The sequence below is a fragment of the Amycolatopsis ultiminotia genome, assembly GCF_039536925.1.
GTDB lineage: Bacteria > Actinomycetota > Actinomycetes > Mycobacteriales > Pseudonocardiaceae > Amycolatopsis > Amycolatopsis ultiminotia.
Genome location: NZ_BAAAZN010000005.1, coordinates 506,840 through 522,382 on the forward strand (window position 1 = coordinate 506,840; position 15,543 = coordinate 522,382).

At 69.8% G+C, this 15,543-nt stretch carries 14 protein-coding genes and 1 other RNA gene; 6 read left to right on the forward strand and 9 right to left on the reverse strand.

Features of this window, described 5'->3' with window-relative positions:
• Positions 1–9: 9 nt before the first annotated feature.
• From hutI to hutH, 5 genes are read right to left on the reverse strand one after another with little or no spacing between them, the layout of a single operon-like run.
• Positions 10–1,155 (reverse strand): imidazolonepropionase, encoded by a 1,146-nt coding sequence (hutI, locus tag ABD793_RS15020; protein WP_344860087.1) that lies wholly within the window; start codon positions 1,153–1,155, stop codon positions 10–12.
• The gene (locus ABD793_RS15025; protein WP_344860089.1) at positions 1,143–2,447 is read right to left on the reverse strand and encodes a formimidoylglutamate deiminase; all 1,305 of its coding nucleotides are present in this window, start codon (positions 2,445–2,447) and stop codon (positions 1,143–1,145) included. Before ABD793_RS15025 ends, hutI begins: the two co-directional genes overlap by 13 nt.
• Positions 2,444–3,640 (reverse strand): allantoate amidohydrolase, encoded by a 1,197-nt coding sequence (locus tag ABD793_RS15030; protein WP_344860091.1) that lies wholly within the window; start codon positions 3,638–3,640, stop codon positions 2,444–2,446. Before ABD793_RS15030 ends, ABD793_RS15025 begins: the two co-directional genes overlap by 4 nt.
• Entirely contained in the window at positions 3,637–5,295 is a 1,659-nt protein-coding gene (gene hutU / locus ABD793_RS15035; protein ID WP_344860093.1) for a urocanate hydratase, read from the reverse strand. Before hutU ends, ABD793_RS15030 begins: the two co-directional genes overlap by 4 nt.
• Positions 5,292–6,821 carry a histidine ammonia-lyase gene (gene hutH / locus ABD793_RS15040; RefSeq protein WP_344860095.1) on the reverse strand — a complete coding sequence of 510 codons (1,530 nt, stop codon included), beginning with the start codon at positions 6,819–6,821 and terminating at the stop codon, positions 5,292–5,294. The genes hutU and hutH overlap by 4 nt, the downstream gene beginning before the upstream one ends.
• A gap of 136 nt (positions 6,822–6,957) precedes the next feature.
• Here hutH and ABD793_RS15045 point away from each other — a divergent pair, with 136 nt between their 5' ends.
• Positions 6,958–7,767 carry an IclR family transcriptional regulator gene (locus ABD793_RS15045; protein WP_344860097.1) on the forward strand — a complete coding sequence of 270 codons (810 nt, stop codon included), beginning with the start codon at positions 6,958–6,960 and terminating at the stop codon, positions 7,765–7,767.
• 569 nt (positions 7,768–8,336) lie between these two features.
• Here the strand turns inward: ABD793_RS15045 and ssrA are convergent.
• Positions 8,337–8,708, reverse strand: a transfer-messenger RNA (tmRNA) gene (gene ssrA / locus ABD793_RS15050).
• A 194-nt stretch (positions 8,709–8,902) separates the two neighbouring features.
• Here ssrA and ABD793_RS15055 point away from each other — a divergent pair.
• The 5 genes from ABD793_RS15055 to ABD793_RS15075 all read left to right on the forward strand — a co-directional run bounded on the left by ABD793_RS15055 (position 8,903) and on the right by ABD793_RS15075 (position 13,135).
• The gene (locus tag ABD793_RS15055) at positions 8,903–9,598 is read left to right on the forward strand and encodes a sensor domain-containing protein (RefSeq protein WP_344860099.1); all 696 of its coding nucleotides are present in this window, start codon (positions 8,903–8,905) and stop codon (positions 9,596–9,598) included.
• The gene (locus ABD793_RS15060) at positions 9,595–10,728 is read left to right on the forward strand and encodes a sensor histidine kinase (RefSeq protein ID WP_344860101.1); all 1,134 of its coding nucleotides are present in this window, start codon (positions 9,595–9,597) and stop codon (positions 10,726–10,728) included. The genes ABD793_RS15055 and ABD793_RS15060 overlap by 4 nt, the downstream gene beginning before the upstream one ends.
• A 54-nt stretch (positions 10,729–10,782) precedes the next feature.
• The gene (locus ABD793_RS15065; protein ID WP_344860103.1) at positions 10,783–11,424 is read left to right on the forward strand and encodes a response regulator transcription factor; all 642 of its coding nucleotides are present in this window, start codon (positions 10,783–10,785) and stop codon (positions 11,422–11,424) included.
• 58 nt (positions 11,425–11,482) lie between these two features.
• On the forward strand, positions 11,483–11,722 hold the full coding sequence (locus tag ABD793_RS15070) for a hypothetical protein (protein WP_425548704.1): 240 nt from the start codon (positions 11,483–11,485) through the stop codon (positions 11,720–11,722).
• 105 nt (positions 11,723–11,827) lie between these two features.
• Positions 11,828–13,135, forward strand: a complete 1,308-nt coding sequence (locus ABD793_RS15075; RefSeq protein WP_344860105.1) for an acyltransferase family protein — start codon at positions 11,828–11,830, stop codon at positions 13,133–13,135.
• On the opposite strand, the gene ABD793_RS15080 is transcribed toward ABD793_RS15075, so the two are convergent.
• The 3 genes from ABD793_RS15080 to ftsX form a co-directional block, all read right to left on the reverse strand.
• Positions 13,125–14,021 (reverse strand): amidohydrolase family protein, encoded by an 897-nt coding sequence (locus ABD793_RS15080; protein WP_344860107.1) that lies wholly within the window; start codon positions 14,019–14,021, stop codon positions 13,125–13,127. The genes ABD793_RS15075 and ABD793_RS15080 overlap by 11 nt on opposite strands.
• Complete coding sequence (smpB, locus tag ABD793_RS15085) at positions 14,018–14,500, reverse strand: SsrA-binding protein SmpB (protein WP_344860109.1); 483 nt, start codon at positions 14,498–14,500, stop codon at positions 14,018–14,020. The genes ABD793_RS15080 and smpB overlap by 4 nt, the downstream gene beginning before the upstream one ends.
• 113 nt (positions 14,501–14,613) lie before the next feature.
• Positions 14,614–15,507, reverse strand: coding sequence for a permease-like cell division protein FtsX (gene ftsX / locus ABD793_RS15090; protein ID WP_344860111.1), 894 nt, complete (start codon positions 15,505–15,507; stop codon positions 14,614–14,616).
• Positions 15,508–15,543 lie beyond the last annotated feature (36 nt).

Here is a 15,543-nt window from a genome sequence, read left to right on the forward strand (position 1 = left end):
TCCGGCTCATCACCTCATGCGTTCTCCCTTCCGCCACACCGCATACGTCAAGGGAACCCCGGGCCGGTACGCGAGATGAGTCGTGGACGGCGCATCGAGCACGTGCACATCCGCGCGAGCGCCCGGCCGGAGGACGCCGACGTCCTCCCGGCGCAATGCCCGTGCCCCGCCTGCGGTCGCCGCCCACACTGCCTCGTCCACGGTCATCCGCATCTGCAGGACGGCCGTGGCGACGCAGAACGCCATCGACGTGGTGTACGAGCTGCCGGGGTTCGCATTGCTGGCCAACGCGACAGTCGCGCCCGCGTCGAGCAGCCGCCTCGCCGGAGCCAGCGGCTGCCGTGTCGACAGATCGCACGCGGGCAGCAGCGTCGCCACCGTTTCGGATGAAGCCAGCGCTACCACATCCGCATCGCTCAGATACGTGCAATGGTCGACGCTCGCCGCGCTCTGTTCCACCGCGAGCCGCACGCCCGGCCCTTCACCCAGCTGGTTGCCGTGCACCCGCAACCCGAGTCCGCGGTCCGCGGCGGCGGCGAGCACCCGCGCCGACTGCGCCTCGTCGAACGCACCGTTCTCGCAGAACACATCTGCCCACCGCACGTGCGGCGCGACCGCGTCCAACATCTCCCCGCATACGAGGTCCACATAGGACTCCGCGTCGGCGCCCGGCGGCACGAGGTGCGCGCCGAGGTAGGTGACCTCGTCCGCCACCGCACCGGCGAGCTTCGCCGAGCGCGCCTCGTCGGCCACGGTCAGCCCGTACCCGGTCTTCGTCTCCAGGCACGTGGTTCCCTGCCGGGCCGCTTCGTCGACATGTCGGCGCAGGTTCTCCGCCAGCAGGTGGTCCGGCGCCGCACGGGTGGCCTCGACGGTGACCGCGATGCCGCCGGCCGAGTAGGGCTTCCCGGCCATCCGCGCCTCGAACTCCGCCGTGCGGTCGCCGGCGAAGACCAGGTGCGTATGACTGTCCACCCAGCCGGGCAACACCGCCCGCCCACCGACGTCCTCGCGTTCGTCCGCGGCCGGTGCCCGCCCGGCCGGACCAGCCCACGCGACGGTGCCGCCGTCGAGCACCAGCGCGGCTTCGGACACCTTGCCCAGTTCGGGGTCGTTGGTGGTGAGCTCGCCGATTCCGGTGATCAGAACTGCCACAGCGTCTCGATCTCCTCTGCCAGTACGGTTTCCGGACGTTCGATCAGCAGGTGCGCCCCGTCCCGGACGACCTCCCGGCCGGCGACCACGACCGCGCACACGTCCGCCGCCGAGGCCGCGAACACCACGCCGGACGGCTCGATCCCGGCGGTCCGCACGGTGTCCAGCGCGACCGTGACCAGATCCGCCCCGGCGCCCACGGCAATCGTCCCTGCCTCCGGCCAGCCGGTCGCGACGTGGTCGGTGCCGGCGGCCACCAGCGCGTCCGCAGTGAACCGGCCACGCTGTTCACTCGCCAACCGCTCGTCCAGCTCCAGCGCGCGGGTTTCCTCGAACGCATCGACCACCGCGTTGCTGTCGCTGCCGACGCTCAGCCGCGCGCCCGCGTCGAGCAGCGCACGCGCCGGTCCGATGCCATCACCGAGGTCCCGTTCGGTGGTCGGGCAAAAGCACGCTCCGGCACGGGCTTCGCCCAGCCACTTCACGTCCTGATCCGTGAGGTGGGTCGCGTGCACCGCGGTCAACCGCTCGTCGAGCACGCCGTAGTCCCACAGCAGACCGGTCGGAGTCCAGCCGTAGGCGGCCTCGCACTGTTCGTTCTCCGCGCGCTGCTCGGACAGGTGGATGTGCAGCGGACGGTTCTTCGGCACTGCCCGGTCCACCGCGGGCAGGTCGTGCTCGGGAACCGCGCGTACCGAATGGATCGCCCCGCCCACCCGGAACAGCTCGTCTTCCTGCACCGAGGCGACCCGCTCCGCCCACCGTTCGACGGTGCCGTCGGAAAACCGCTGCTGCACCTCGTCCGGCGGCACGCCGATTCCACCCGCCAGATAACAGGTGTCGAGCAGGGTCAACCGGATCCCGGCGTCCCGGGCGGCCTGGCGCAGCGCATCGCCCATCGCGTTCGGCGAAGCGTACGGCCTGCCACCCGGCGCATGGTGCAGGTAATGGAATTCGGCGACGCTCGTGTAACCCGCCAGCACCATTTCCGCGTAGACGCCCCGGGCGAGCCGGTAGTACACCTCCGGATCGAGACGGGCCGCGAGCGAGTACATCCGTTCCCGCCAGGTCCAGAACGTGCCTCGCTCGTGGTGCGTCCGGCCGCGCAGCGCACGGTGGAACGCATGGGAATGCCCGTTCGCGAACCCGGGAAGCGTGAGTCCGCTCAGGATGGTCCCGGACCGCGACGCACCGGCGGTCACCGAAACGATCCGGCCGCCTGCCACCTCGATCCGGACCGCGTCGGCAATCCCGTCCGGCAGCCAGGCCCGCGCACACCAGTACGTGGTCATTTCGAGAGCCGCTCCAGCACTTCGGTGAGCGCCCGCGCGCCCGCCTCGACGTCGGCGTCTTCGGCGAACTCGTCGGGCGCGTGGCTGATCCCCGTCGGATTGCGCACGTAAAGCATCCCGGACGGCACGAACCCGGCCAGGATCGCCGCGTCGTGCCCGGCGCCGGTGGGCAGTTCGGGCGGGGCACCGAGCCATTCCGCCAGCGCGCGGCGCAACGGCTCGTCGAACACCACGTCGTCGGAGTACGACTCCCTCGTGACGGTCAGCTCGCAGCCCTCGGCACCGGCAGCATCCCGGGCAGCCGCGACGATTTCCTCGACCAGCTCGGGAGTCTCGGTTCCGGGAACCCGCGCGTCCAGCCAAAGGTCCACAGTGGACGCGATGACGTTCGTCCCACCCGGCGTCGGCACGAGCCTGCCGACGGTCGCCCGCGCATCGTCGCGAGACTGCGCCAGCCGACGCACCGCCAGCACCGTCCCGGCCGCAGGCAACATCGGGTCCACCCGGTCGCCGAGACGTGTCGCACCGGCGTGGTTTCCTTGACCGGCAAAAGAAAACCGCCACCGTCCGTGCGCGATCACGGTACTGCCCACGGCCACCGGTGAGCCGAGGTCGATCAGTCCCCGGCCCTGCTCCACGTGCAGTTCCACGAACTGCCCGACGAGCCCCAGCCGTTCCGGGTCGGAACCGATGCGTTCGGCATCCAGACCCGCCGCGACCGCTGCCTCGGCGAACGTCACGCCGTCCGGGTCCCGCAACGCCCGCGCGCGCCCCGCGTCGATGGTCCCGGTCAGCAGCCGCGACCCGAGGCACGGCACTCCGAACCGGCCACCCTCCTCCTCGGCGAACACCACCACCGCGACCGGCTTTGCGGGACGGAACCCCTTTTCCTGCAACGCCTCCACCGCGGTGAGCGCACTGACCACGCCGAGCGGCCCATCGAACGCGCCGCCACCCGGCACCGAGTCCAGGTGGCTGCCGGTGACCACCGCGTCCGGCCCCGGCGAGCCCCACCAGGCCCACAGATTGCCGTTGCGGTCGGTCTCCACGTCGAGCCGCAGCCGCTGCGCACGCTCCACGAACCAGGTGCGCAGTTCGCGTTCGGGCCGGTCGAATGCGTGTCGAGAGTAGCCACCACGCCGCGCGTCGCGCCCGACGTCGGCAATCGCAGCGAGCAGCTCGGCCGCGCTCACGCCCGGTCCCGCATCGGCACTCGGACACCACGCTCGTCGGCGACCTCGGCCGCGCGGTCGTACCCGGCGTCGACATGCCGGATCACGCCCATACCGGGGTCATTCGTGAGCACCCGCTCCAGCTTCTGCGCCGCCAGCGGCGTGCCGTCGGCCACGCTCACCTGCCCGGCGTGGATCGACCGGCCCATGCCGACCCCGCCGCCGTGGTGGATGGACACCCAGCTCGCCCCGGACGAGGTGTTGACGAGCGCGTTGAGCAGCGGCCAGTCGGCGATCGCGTCGGATCCGTCGGCCATGCCCTCGGTCTCGCGGTAGGGCGAGGCGACGCTGCCCGAGTCGAGGTGGTCCCGGCCGATCACGACCGGCGCCTTCAGCTGCCCGCTGGCCACCATCTCGTTGAAGCGCAGGCCCGCCAGGTGCCGTTCGCCGTACCCGAGCCAGCAGATCCGCGCCGGCAGCCCCTGGAACGCCACGCGCTCACCGGCCAGCCGGATCCAGCGCGCGAGCGATTCGTTCTCCGGGAACAGTTCCAGCATCGCGCGGTCGGTGGCGGCGATGTCCTCCGGATCGCCGGAGAGCGCCGCCCACCGGAACGGCCCGTTGCCTTCGCAGAACAACGGCCGGATGTAGGCGGGCACGAACCCCGGGAAGTCGAACGCGCGCTCGCATCCGCCGAGCTTCGCTTCCCCCCGCAGGGAGTTGCCGTAGTCGAACACCTCGGCGCCGGCGTCGAGGAAGCCGAGCATCGCCTCGACGTGGTCGGCCATCGATTCGCGCGAACGGTCGGTGAACTCGTCCGGCTTCTTCGCCGCGTAGTCGGCCCAGTCGTCCACGCTGATGCCCTTGGGCAGGTAGGACAACGGGTCGTGGGCCGAGGTCTGGTCGGTCACGATGTCCACCTCGACCCCGCGACGCAGCAGCTCCGGCAGCACCTCGGCGGCGTTGCCCACCACGGCGACGGAGAGCGCACGCCGCTCCTTCTTGGCCGCGGTGACCCGCTTGATCGCATCGTCGAGGTCTGCGGCCACCTCGTCGAGATAGCGCGTCTCCACCCGGCGGTGCGCACGGTGCGGATCGCATTCGACCACGAGCGCCACACCGTCGTTCATAGTGACGGCCAGCGGCTGCGCACCACCCATGCCGCCGAGCCCCGCGGTGACCGTGAGCGTGCCGCGCAGGCTGCCGCCGAAGCGCTTCCTGGCCACCGCGGCGAACGTCTCGAAGGTGCCCTGCAGGATGCCCTGTGTGCCGATGTAGATCCAGGAACCGGCGGTCATCTGGCCGTACATGGTCAGGCCCTGTTGCTCCAGCCTGCGGAATTCCGGCCAGGTGGCCCAATCGCCCACCAGGTTCGAGTTCGCGATGAGCACCCGCGGCGCCCACTCGTGCGTGCGGAACACCCCGACCGGCTTACCGGACTGCACCAGCAGCGTCTCGTCGGAGTCCAAAGTGGTCAGTTCGCGGGTGATCGCGTCGAAGCTGGCCCAATTGCGCGCGGCACGGCCGGTTCCGCCGTAGACCACCAGGTCCTCGGGCCGCTCGGCGACCTCGGGGTCCAGGTTGTTGTGGAACATCCGCAGCGCGGCCTCGGTCTGCCAGCTCTTCGCGGTGAGCGTGGTCCCGCGGGCGGCGCGGACGGTGCGTGGCGTGTTCATCGGACCTCCAGTTCGGCCGCGGCCAGGACAGCGCCCGACCGCACGAGTTCTTCGGCAGCCGCGATTTCGGGCGCCAGATGACGGTCGGGCCCGGGGGCCTCGACCCGGGTGCGCAGCAGATCCCGGACTCGTCCGGTGACCGGCGAAGGGGTGAGCGGCGCCCGCAGATCGAGCGCACGAGCGGCGGTGAGCAGTTCGACGGCGAGGACCGTGGTCAGGCCGTCGACCGCCTTGCGCAGCTTGCGCGCGGCGGACCAGCCCATCGACACGTGGTCCTCCTGCATCGCACTGCTCGGGATCGAATCCACCGAGGCGGGTACCGCGAGCCGCTTCAGCTCGCTGACCACGCCGGCCTGCGTGTACTGCGCGATCATGTGGCCGGAATCGACGCCGGGGTCGTGCGCGAGGAACGGGGGCAGTCCGTGCGAACGCGCCTGGTCGAGCATCCGGTCGGTGCGCCGTTCGGCGATACTCGCCACGTCGGCCACCGGCACCGCGAGAAAGTCCAGCACATAGCCGACCGGGGCACCGTGGAAGTTGCCGTTCGACTCGACCCGGCCGTCGGGCAGCACCACCGGGTTGTCCACAGCGGACTGCAGTTCACGATCGGCCACCAGTTCGGCGTGCGCCAGCGTGTCCCGCGCAGCGCCGTGCACCTGCGGAGCACAGCGCAACGAATAGGCGTCCTGCACCCGGTTGCAGTCGGGACCACGGTGGCTTTCCACGATCTTCGAACCCTGCAACGCGGCGAACATCCGCGCCGCGCTGACCGCCTGTCCGGGATGCGGACGCAACGCCTGCAGGTCGGCGGCGAACGCCCGATCGGTGCCCAGCAACGCTTCCACACTCATCGCCGCGGTGAGGTCCGCGATGTCCAGCAGCCGGTGCAGGTCGGCGGCGGCCAGCAGCAGCATGCCGAGCATCCCGTCGGTGCCGTTGGTGAGCGCGAGGCCTTCCTTCTCGGCCAGCACCAGCGGCGTGATCCCCTCGGCACGAAGTGCTTCCTCGGCCGGCCTACGCGTGCCCGCGTGGACGACCTCGCCCTCGCCCATCAACGCGAGCGCAACCGCGGCCAACGGCGCGAGATCACCGGAGCAGCCGAGTGAGCCGTACTCGTGCACGATCGGCGTGATGTCCGCGTTGAGCAGCGCCGCAAGCGTTTGCGCGGTTTCCGGCCGCACGCCCGTGTAGCCGCTGGCCAACGTGCGCAGGCGCAGCAGCATCAGCGCACGCACCACCTCCGGCTCCACCGCGGGCCCGGCGCCCGCCGCGTGCGAGCGGATCAGGCTGCGCTGCAACGCGGTGCGGCTCTCCACCGGGATGTGGCGGGTGGCGAGCGCACCGAAGCCCGTGGAGACGCCATACGTGGGTGACGTGGCGTCCGCGAGCTTCTCGATGTGCTGGCGGGTGGCAGCGAGGTTCTTCTCGACTGCCTCGGCGAGCCCGACGTACGCGCGACCGCGTACGACGTCGACGACCTCCGCCGCGGTCATCGGCTTCGAGCCCAGGAGCACTGGTTCCGGCATGTCAGCCATTGCACCCCGCCCGCCGCGGAGAGGACAGGGCAAAGTTTCGGGTAGTGTCTGGTATTCAAGACAGTCCGAGGTTGAAGCCTCGGCACCTGGTGCGAACGGGCCACTCGCACCGCTTCGAAGGGGAAAAATGAGCAGTTCGGACATCCCGGCGCTGCGCAACGGCCTCTCCGTGCTGCGCCTGCTCGCCGCGCATGCCGGACCCGTCTCGGCCGCCACCGTCGCCCGCGACCTGCACCTGCCGCGCTCGACGACCTACCACTTGCTCAACGAACTCGCCGAAGCCGGTTTCGTCGTGCACCTGCCCGCGGAACGCCGCTACGGGCTGGGCATCGCCGCCTTCGAACTGGGCTCGGCCTACCTGCGCCACGATCCGCTGGAACGGCTGGCCGGCCCGTTGCTGCGCAAGCTCGTGGACCGCGTCGGCCACACCGCTCATCTGGGTGTCCTGCACGGCAACGAATCCCTCTACCTGATCAAGGAACGTCCAGTCCGCCCGGAGACCCTGGTGACCGACGTGGGCGTCCGGCTCCCCGGCCAGCTGACCGCATCCGGACGGGCTATCCTGCGGCACCTGCCCGCCGCACACGTCCGCGCACTGTTCCCCGCGCCGACGTCGTTCGTCCTGCGGACGGATCGCGGCCCGGGTTCACTGGCCGCCCTGCGCCGGACGCTGGCGACCGAACGCCGCCTGGGCTGGTCCATCGAAGACGGCCATGTGACGGCAGGCTTCGCGTCCGTCGCCGCCCCCGTCTTCGACCACGGCACCCGGCCGATGGCCGCAATCTCGGTCACGCTCCGCCACCGGTGCCCGGAAGACCGCCCCTGCGACGAAACGTTCCCCGCCCTGGCAACGGAAGTCGCAGCAACCGCCACCGAACTCACCACCAGAATCGGCGGCACGTCACCACCCGGCCCACCGGCTGCGGACAGCAACTGACCACGTTGACTGCAATTACCGGTGCGGCAATTGCGGGCAGCAGGAGGCAGAGCACGATCGGCACGGTAAATCGCAGCCGAATATGGATACCGCAACAATCCTGAGCAGACCGAGACCGGCGCTGACTGAACCCCATCGGATCGTGATCGTGCGGATCGTCGCGATCAGAGCAGGGGAAAGCCACCGATCGGGCGGCAATGGGCCGTTGCAGGGGTTCATTGCCGGACGCGCCAGTCTGACGAATCCGCGCCTGCCGGTACTTCTTCCGCGAGCCGGAATCAGTCAGGTTGCGGTTGCCCAGCCCTGGCTGCGCGAATGGGCTCGACGATGCCGGGGGCACTGCTCCGGACGGCGCGATCGGGAGCCTTATCGATCGAGCTAAGCGTGGATCGAACGTTCGTCAATGACGGTGAAAGCAAGCCGATTATGTCGACAACCAGTAGCCGCTCCGCCGGCGGAACCCACGCAGAAACCGGTTGCCGGCACTCCCCGGCCACGATCAACCCGAACCGGGCGCAACACACGACAAAAAACGGATCCGGAGAGTCGGAAGACTCTCCGGATCCGAGTGGTGGAGGTGCCGGGAATTGAACCCGGGTCCTCTAGCGCCTCCTCAGGGCTTCTCCGTGCGCAGTCCACTCTGTCTCTGCTTGGCCCCTTCAGTCACGTGAACAAGCTGAAGTGACGGGCCCAGCCACTGTTTGCTTCCCAACCAGGCCCCGTGGCCGGGACTGGCGGTAAGCCTCCTAGCTGATGCCGGCTACCGGGTCGGAGGCGAACCCGGGCCGACAGACTCGCTCGCTACTCAGGCAGCAAGAGCGAAGTCGCGCTGGCTATTGGCCTTGGCGCTTATTGGTTTGCGATGACGCTTACGGTGGTCTCTCGCCTGCACCGGCACGCTTCCCCTGACTCAACGTCCAGAGTCGAAACCGTTCACCCCCTTGTAGGTGTTCGTAACCTGTCCATCATAACGCTCCCGGCAACCCTGATGTTCCGGGCCGGGCTTGCCGGGTCCGGCCGGCCCCGGCCGAGGTAGGGCTGGCCCCACCGCGGAGATGCCCGTCGGCCCCCTGGCGACGGGACCCCTCGCGCGGCGATGCTGAGCTGGTTCGATTTCCTGTGAGGAGCCCCGCCGATGCGCACTGTTTCCGCTGCCGCGAAGCCTGGTCGCCGAACCCCTCCGCTAAGCGGGGCGCTGGCCTTCCTGTTGCTCAACCTGCCACTGGGGATTCTGGGGTTCACGCTGATCACCGCCCTGACCGCGGCCGGTCTGGGCACCGCGATCGTGTGGCTCGGCGTGCCGCTGCTCGGGTTGCTGGTGCTGCTGGTCAGGGGTGCCGGGCGGATGGAACGGGCACGGGTGTTCGCGCTGCTCGACACCTACATCGACCGGCCCTATCTGCCGTTGCCACCGGGACGGCAGCGGAACCGGTGGGTGACCCGGCTCAAGGACAGCGCCACCTGGCGCGACCTCGCCTACTTCTTCCTGCTGTTCCCGCTCGGACTCGTCGAATTCGTGCTGGTGGTGGCCTTCTGGGCGGTCGCGCTCGGGCTGGTTGCGCTGCCGGTGTACTACCGTTTCCTGCCCGGCGGCGCATGGCACTTCCCGAGCTACGATGTGCGGTGGATCACCGTCGACTCGACGGTGACCGCGCTGCCGTGGGCGGCGCTGGGGGTATTGCTCGTCGCGCTGGCGGCGGCGCTGACCAGGGCACTGGCCGCGTTCCACTGCGAGTTCTCGGTGGCGCTGCTGCGGCCCACGGTCGCCCAGCGCCAGCGCATGGAGCGCTCCTGGAACGCGATCGACGGAATGAGCACGGTGACCGGATGACCTCCCAGCAACCACCTCCGGAGCATCCGCGGCCGAATCCGGCCCGCACCGTTGTCTACATGCTGCTGAGCTTCGTGTTCCGGCTGGTGCAGTTCATCCTGATCGTGGTGGGGGCCGTGGTCGGGGCGGGCACGGTCGTCGTCTGGGTCGGCTTTCCGATCCTGCTCGCGACCACCGGTTTCGTCCGCTGGTCCGGCGATGTCGAACGGCGGTGGGCCCAGCGGATGCTCCGCACACCGCTCGCCCCGGTGGAACGGCTGCCGCTGGAGGGCCTGTCACTGACCCGGCGCTGGCTGACCCGGCTCACCGACCCGACGACCTGGCGTGACCTGACCTATCTGATGGTGGCGTTCCCGCTGTCGATCGTCGAGCTGCCGATCGCGATCGCCTCGATCGTGCTGCTGCCGATGGCGATCTGGGTGACGCCGTGGCTCGGCTGGCTGCACGGCAACCTGGCACTGTCGCTGCTGGGCCCCAACCGCACCAAGAAGCTGGAGCGGAAGGCCGAACACCTGCAGGCCTCGCGAGCCCGCGGTGTGGATGCCGCGGAGGCCGAACGCCGCCGGATCGAGCGGGACCTGCACGACGGTGCGCAGCAGCGGCTGGTCGCCGTCGCGATGAGCCTCGGCCGGGCGAAGTCGAAGTTCGACCAGGACCCGGACGCGGTGCGCGGTCTGCTCGACGAGGCGCATTCGGACGCCAAGATGGCCGTCTCCGAACTGCGGGACCTCGCCCGTGGCATCTTCCCCGCGGTGCTGGGCGATCGCGGGCTCGACGCGGCACTGTCCGCGCAGGCGGCGAAGTCGCCGATCCCGGTGGACGTGCAGGTGGACGTGGAACCCCGGCCGCCTGCCGCGGTGGAGACCACGGCGTACTTCATCGTCGGTGAGACGCTCACCAACATCGCCAAGCACTCCGGCGCGACCGAGGCGACGGTGAAGGTGTGGCGCAGCGAAACGCACGTGATCACCGAGATCACCGACAACGGCCGCGGCGGCGCCGAAGTCAGCCCCGGCGGCGGGCTCGCCGGGCTGGCCGACCGGGCCGCGACGATCGACGGCGTGATCACCGTGGTGAGCCCGGTCGGCGGGCCGACCGTGATCAGAGCCGACCTGCCCTGCCAGTGGTGAGGGGTTCGTGAGTGAATAGCCTCGGAGCTTGTCCACTCACGAGCTGGGGGCCTGATGCGGGTAGTGATCGCCGAAGACGCCGTACTGTTGCGGGCCGGAGTCACCCGCTTGCTCTCCGATGAAGGCATCGAGACCGTCGCCGCCGTCGACAACGGGGACGATCTGCTCGGCGCCGTCACCGAGCACCGGCCCGACCTCGCGATCGTCGACGTGCGGATGCCGCCGACGTTCACCGACGAGGGCCTGCGTGCCGCACTGTCGGCGCGCCAGCAGATCCCCGGGCTGCCGGTGCTGGTCCTTTCGCAGTACGTGGAGGAGAGCTACGCGGTCGAACTGCTGTCCGGCGGTGCAGGCGGCGTCGGCTATCTGCTCAAGGAGCGGGTGGCCGACGTGGCCGAGTTCCTCGACGCGGTCCGCCGCGTGGCGGGTGGCGGCACGGCCATCGACCCGGACGTCATCGCGCAGCTGATGGCCCGTGGGCGGCGCAATCCGCTCGATTCGCTCACCGCGCGGGAGTCCGAGGTGCTCGGCCTGATGGCGCAAGGCCTGTCGAACACCGCAATCGCGAATTCGCTGGTGGTGTCGCACGGTGCGGTGGAAAAGCACATCGGCAACATCTTCGCCAAGCTCGGGCTCGAAACCAGCGCGGAGGAGCACCGTCGGGTACGGGCGGTGCTGACCTACCTCGGCCGCTGATCGACCTCACCCGATCCGAGGGCAGCCGCACGGCGGTGGCCTCGCTTACCATGGGCCGATGTCGAGTGAGGAGCCCCCGATGTCCGCCCGCAGTGTCCGCTTCTTCGGCGGGCCACTCGACGGGCGCGTCCAGGAACTCACCGACGAGGAGCCGGTGCCGGGTGCCGTGGTACGGCACATCCACCTGCACGGCGGGCCGAAGATCGAGACGGTGTACGAACTCGGCCTGACCGAGGACGGCTGGGAGTACCGGCTGCGCGCGCACGAAACCGAGCCGGAGCGGGACGGGCTCCGGTAATCAGGGGTAGGGCCAGCCCCCGGGACCCCGGCATGGCTGGCCACCGGACGGATTCGGCGGTCTGCCCCGCTGTGCCGGAAGACCTGGGCCGCCAGGCTTTCGGGCATGACAACGAGTCTGCCGCGGGGCGGCACCAGGACTGCGGATCCGGTCCGTCGCGACACGTTCCTCGACGTGGTGCGGGCGGGCGCGATCCTCGCCGTGGTGGCACAACACTGGATCATGCCGGTGCTTTCCTACTCCGGCGGCACCCTGGCGACCGGCAACGCCCTCGTCACGCCGGGGTGGTGGGCAATCACCTGGCTGTCCCAGGTGCTGCCGCTGGTCTTCTTCGCCGGTGGCGCGGCGAACCTGATCTCCTTGCGCCGCGCGGAATCCACCCGGGTCTGGCTGGCCGCGCGGGTACGCAGGCTGCTCGTTCCGGTCCTGCCGCTGATGGCGGTGTGGCTCGTCGTCCCGGACCTGTTGCGGGGGCTGGGGATTCCCGAGCAGCCGGTGCAGGTCGCCGGTTCGATCGCCGCGCAGCTGCTGTGGTTCCTCTCGGTCTACCTGCTCACCGTGCTGCTCACGCCGCCGATGGTCGCAGCACATCGCCGGTGGGGACTCGCGGTCCCGGCCGTACTGGCCGTCGCCGGGGTGCTGATCGACGTCGCGCGGTTCTCCGGCTCCGGCTTCCTCGGGTATGCGAACGCGGTGGTCGTGTGGGTTGCGGTGCACCAGCTCGGGTTCCACTACGCCGAGGGCAGACTCGGCAACCTCGGCCGCCGGGCCGCGCTGACCCTGTCCGCCGCCGGCTTCGGGAGCACCGCGCTGATGGTCGCGTTCGGTCCGTACCCGGCCAGCATGATCGGCATGCCCGGCGCGCCGGTGTCGAACATGAGCCCGCCGACCGGGTTGCTGCTGTTCCTCGCGCTCGGGCAGGTCGGCCTGCTGCTGGCGTTCCGGCAGCGGCTGACGACCCTGCCCGGCGTCACCGCCACACTCGGCAAGCTGGGCGCCCGGTTCATGTCCGTGTACCTGTGGCACATGCCGGCGCTGATCGTGGTCTCCGGCATCACTGTCTACGGCCTTGGCTACGCGACCCCGCAACCCGGTTCGACGATGTGGTGGCTGATGGTGCCCGGCTGGGTCGCCGCCTGCGGTGCGGTACTGCTGGGCCTGCTCCGGCTGTTCGAACGCTTCGAAACCCGGCCCGGCGGGACTGCGGTCACCGCAGGCACACCGCAGCTCGTACTCGCCGGCCTGCTCGCCTCCGGTGGGCTGCTCGGCCTGGCCGCGAACGGCTTCCGGCCGCTGAGTGCCGGGCTTGCACACGGACCGGTGCTGTGGGTGGTGCTGACCGCGGCCGGTTTCGCGCTGGCCGGACGGCAGGTCCGGCTCGCGTCGGCACCGGTGGTGCAGCTCAAACGCTGAGCAGCTTCGCGGGGGTGTCGTGCAGCACCGCCCGCAGGAACGGCTCGCCAAGGCGATCGTCGGCCGCCCATCCGGCGATCGCCTGCAGCTGCGTGGCATAGGAGTAGGGGATGTTCGGAAAGTCCGTGCCGAGCACCACACGATCGGCCACCTCGGCGACGCGGGCGGTCCAGTCGGCGGGCAGCGGCGCGATCTTCTCCGAGAACGGCACGCCCACCATGGTGGTGTCGAGATGCACCCGCGGATAACGCTGCATCAGCTCGAACGCCACGTCGAACTCGGGCATCGCAGCGTGCGCCAGTACCGCGGTGAGCTGCGGATGCCGCTGCAGCACCTCGGCGAACACCGACAGCCCGGTGTACTCGCCGCGCAACGGCCCGTGTCCACAATGGACGACGACCGGGACACCGGCGTCGGCGAGCGCACCCCACACCGGGGTCAGCAGCTCGCTGCGCGGATCGTAGGCACCCACCTGGACGTGCGCCTTGAAGCAGCGCGCGCCCGCCCGCAACGCGGCGTCCACCGAGGAGGCCGCGGCGGGCTCCGGGTAGAAGGTGCCGGTGGGCACCGCCTCCGGGACCCCGGCGGCGAACTCCATCGCCCACGACGTCAGCCACTCGGCCATGTCCGGCTTGTGCGGGTACACCAGCGGCGCGAAGTGCCGCACGCCGAGCGCACGCAGCGTTGCCACCCGTTCCGGCTCCGGCGAGCGGTACTGCACCGGCCATGGCGTGCCGTAATGCTCCTCGGCCCGGTCGAAGTAGGCCCACACCTTGTCCATCACGGGTTTCGGCAGGAAGTGGACGTGCAGGTCGACGAGCCCGTCGAGACCGAGCGAGGCGGTCCACCGCGCGACGTCGGCGTCCGAGGCGGGGCCGGGGTTCACTCGGTGAACCGGCCCTTCAGCGCCCGGCCCATGGCCCGGCTGATGTCGCGCTGTGCGTCGCGTTTGGCCAGCGTCTGCCGCTTGTCGTAGGCCTTCTTGCCCTTGGCCAGCGCGATCTCGACCTTGACCTTGCCGTCCTTGAAGTACATCGACAGCGGGACCAGCGACAACCCGCTCTCCTTCGTCTTGCCGATCAACCGCTCGATCTCCCGCCGGTGCATCAGCAGCTTGCGGGTGCGCCGCGGCATGTGATTGGTCCAGGTGCCCTGGGTGTACTCGGGGATGTGCACGTTGCGCAGCCACACCTCGCCGTCGTCGACAGTGGCGAAGGCGTCGGCGAGCGAGGCCTTGCCCGCTCGCAGGCTCTTCACCTCGGTGCCCTGGAGCACCATGCCTGCTTCATAGGTGTCCAGGATGGAGTAGTCGTGCCGCGCCCTACGGTTCGACGCAATGACCTTCTGTCCACGTTCCTTGGGCATACCGACCATTCTACGTGGTCACGGCGCCGTGAGCAGCTGGGTATCCGCCCGGCCGAGACCCGAAGCGGATGGCGTCCCTGCTGTCCACAATGGAGTAGCCGGGGTTCGAGGCGCTAGTGCCGCACGTACAGGCGCAGCGTGACGTACCCGGTGATCGCCGAGATCACGACCGACACCGCGAGCAGGATCGGTGCGACCGGGAACAGCACTTCGAGCGTGGTGATCTGCGGGAAGACCTCGCCGGTGAACACCGAGTCGAGGAACGACAGCTTGGTCAGCAGCAGGAACACCGTGCCGAGCACGGCACCGACCACGCCGGCGACCACCGCCTCCAGCAGGAAGGGCAGCTGGGTATACCACCGGGTGGCGCCGACCAGGCGCATGATGCCGACTTCGGTACGCCGGGTGAAGGCCGAGACCTGGATGGTGTTCGCGATCAGCAGCAGCGCGGCGACGGCCATGATGAGCGCCATCACGAAGGCGATGTTGCGCACGCCGTTGAACACGTTGAACACCCGGTCGAGGAACTTCTTCTGGTCGTCGACCTTCCGCACGCCGGGCTGGCCGGTGTACTGCTTGATGATCGCGTCCGAGCGGTCCGGGTCCTTCAGCTTGACCTGCAGTGACGCGGGCAGCGCCTCCGGCCCGGTCAGCTCGAGCAGTTCCGGCTGGCTGGCGAAGATCTTCTGGAACCGCTGGTAGGCCTGGTCGCGGTTCTCGTACACCACGGATTCCACACCCGGGTTGTTCTGCAGTGACTGGCGCAGCGAGCCGCACAGCTGCTGGCTGCAGTTCTTGTCGTTGGCGCTCACCTGGTCGACCAGGCTGATCGAGACCTCGACCTCGGCGAGGAAGTTCGCCTTCATCTTGTCGATCGTGCGCACGGCGAGCAGGCCGCCGCCGAGCATGGCGAGCGAAACCGCCGTGGTGAGGATCATCGCGATGGTCATCGTGACGTTCCGGCGCAAACCGGTGACGACCTCGCTGAAGACGAAACTGGCACGCATCGCTGGTGTCTGTCCTTGGTTCGGGGCTGGAGTCGG

What these genes read in the sequence shown, in the direction of transcription:
- ABD793_RS15045 (WP_344860097.1), top strand. Translation starts at nt 6,958, where the DNA reads ATGAGCAGTTCGGACATCCCGGCGCTGCGCAACGGCCTCTCCGTGCTG.
- smpB (WP_344860109.1), bottom strand. Translation starts at nt 14,500, where the DNA reads ATGCCCAAGGAACGTGGACAGAAGGTCATTGCGTCGAACCGTAGGGCG.
- ABD793_RS15055 (WP_344860099.1), top strand. Translation starts at nt 8,903, where the DNA reads ATGCGCACTGTTTCCGCTGCCGCGAAGCCTGGTCGCCGAACCCCTCCG.
- ftsX (WP_344860111.1), bottom strand. Translation starts at nt 15,507, where the DNA reads ATGCGTGCCAGTTTCGTCTTCAGCGAGGTCGTCACCGGTTTGCGCCGG.
- ABD793_RS15065 (WP_344860103.1), top strand. Translation starts at nt 10,783, where the DNA reads ATGCGGGTAGTGATCGCCGAAGACGCCGTACTGTTGCGGGCCGGAGTC.
- hutH (WP_344860095.1), bottom strand. Translation starts at nt 6,821, where the DNA reads ATGCCGGAACCAGTGCTCCTGGGCTCGAAGCCGATGACCGCGGCGGAG.
- ABD793_RS15075 (WP_344860105.1), top strand. Translation starts at nt 11,828, where the DNA reads ATGACAACGAGTCTGCCGCGGGGCGGCACCAGGACTGCGGATCCGGTC.
- hutU (WP_344860093.1), bottom strand. Translation starts at nt 5,295, where the DNA reads ATGAACACGCCACGCACCGTCCGCGCCGCCCGCGGGACCACGCTCACC.
- ABD793_RS15060 (WP_344860101.1), top strand. Translation starts at nt 9,595, where the DNA reads ATGACCTCCCAGCAACCACCTCCGGAGCATCCGCGGCCGAATCCGGCC.
- ABD793_RS15070 (WP_425548704.1), top strand. Translation starts at nt 11,483, where the DNA reads ATGTCGAGTGAGGAGCCCCCGATGTCCGCCCGCAGTGTCCGCTTCTTC.
- ABD793_RS15025 (WP_344860089.1), bottom strand. Translation starts at nt 2,447, where the DNA reads ATGACCACGTACTGGTGTGCGCGGGCCTGGCTGCCGGACGGGATTGCC.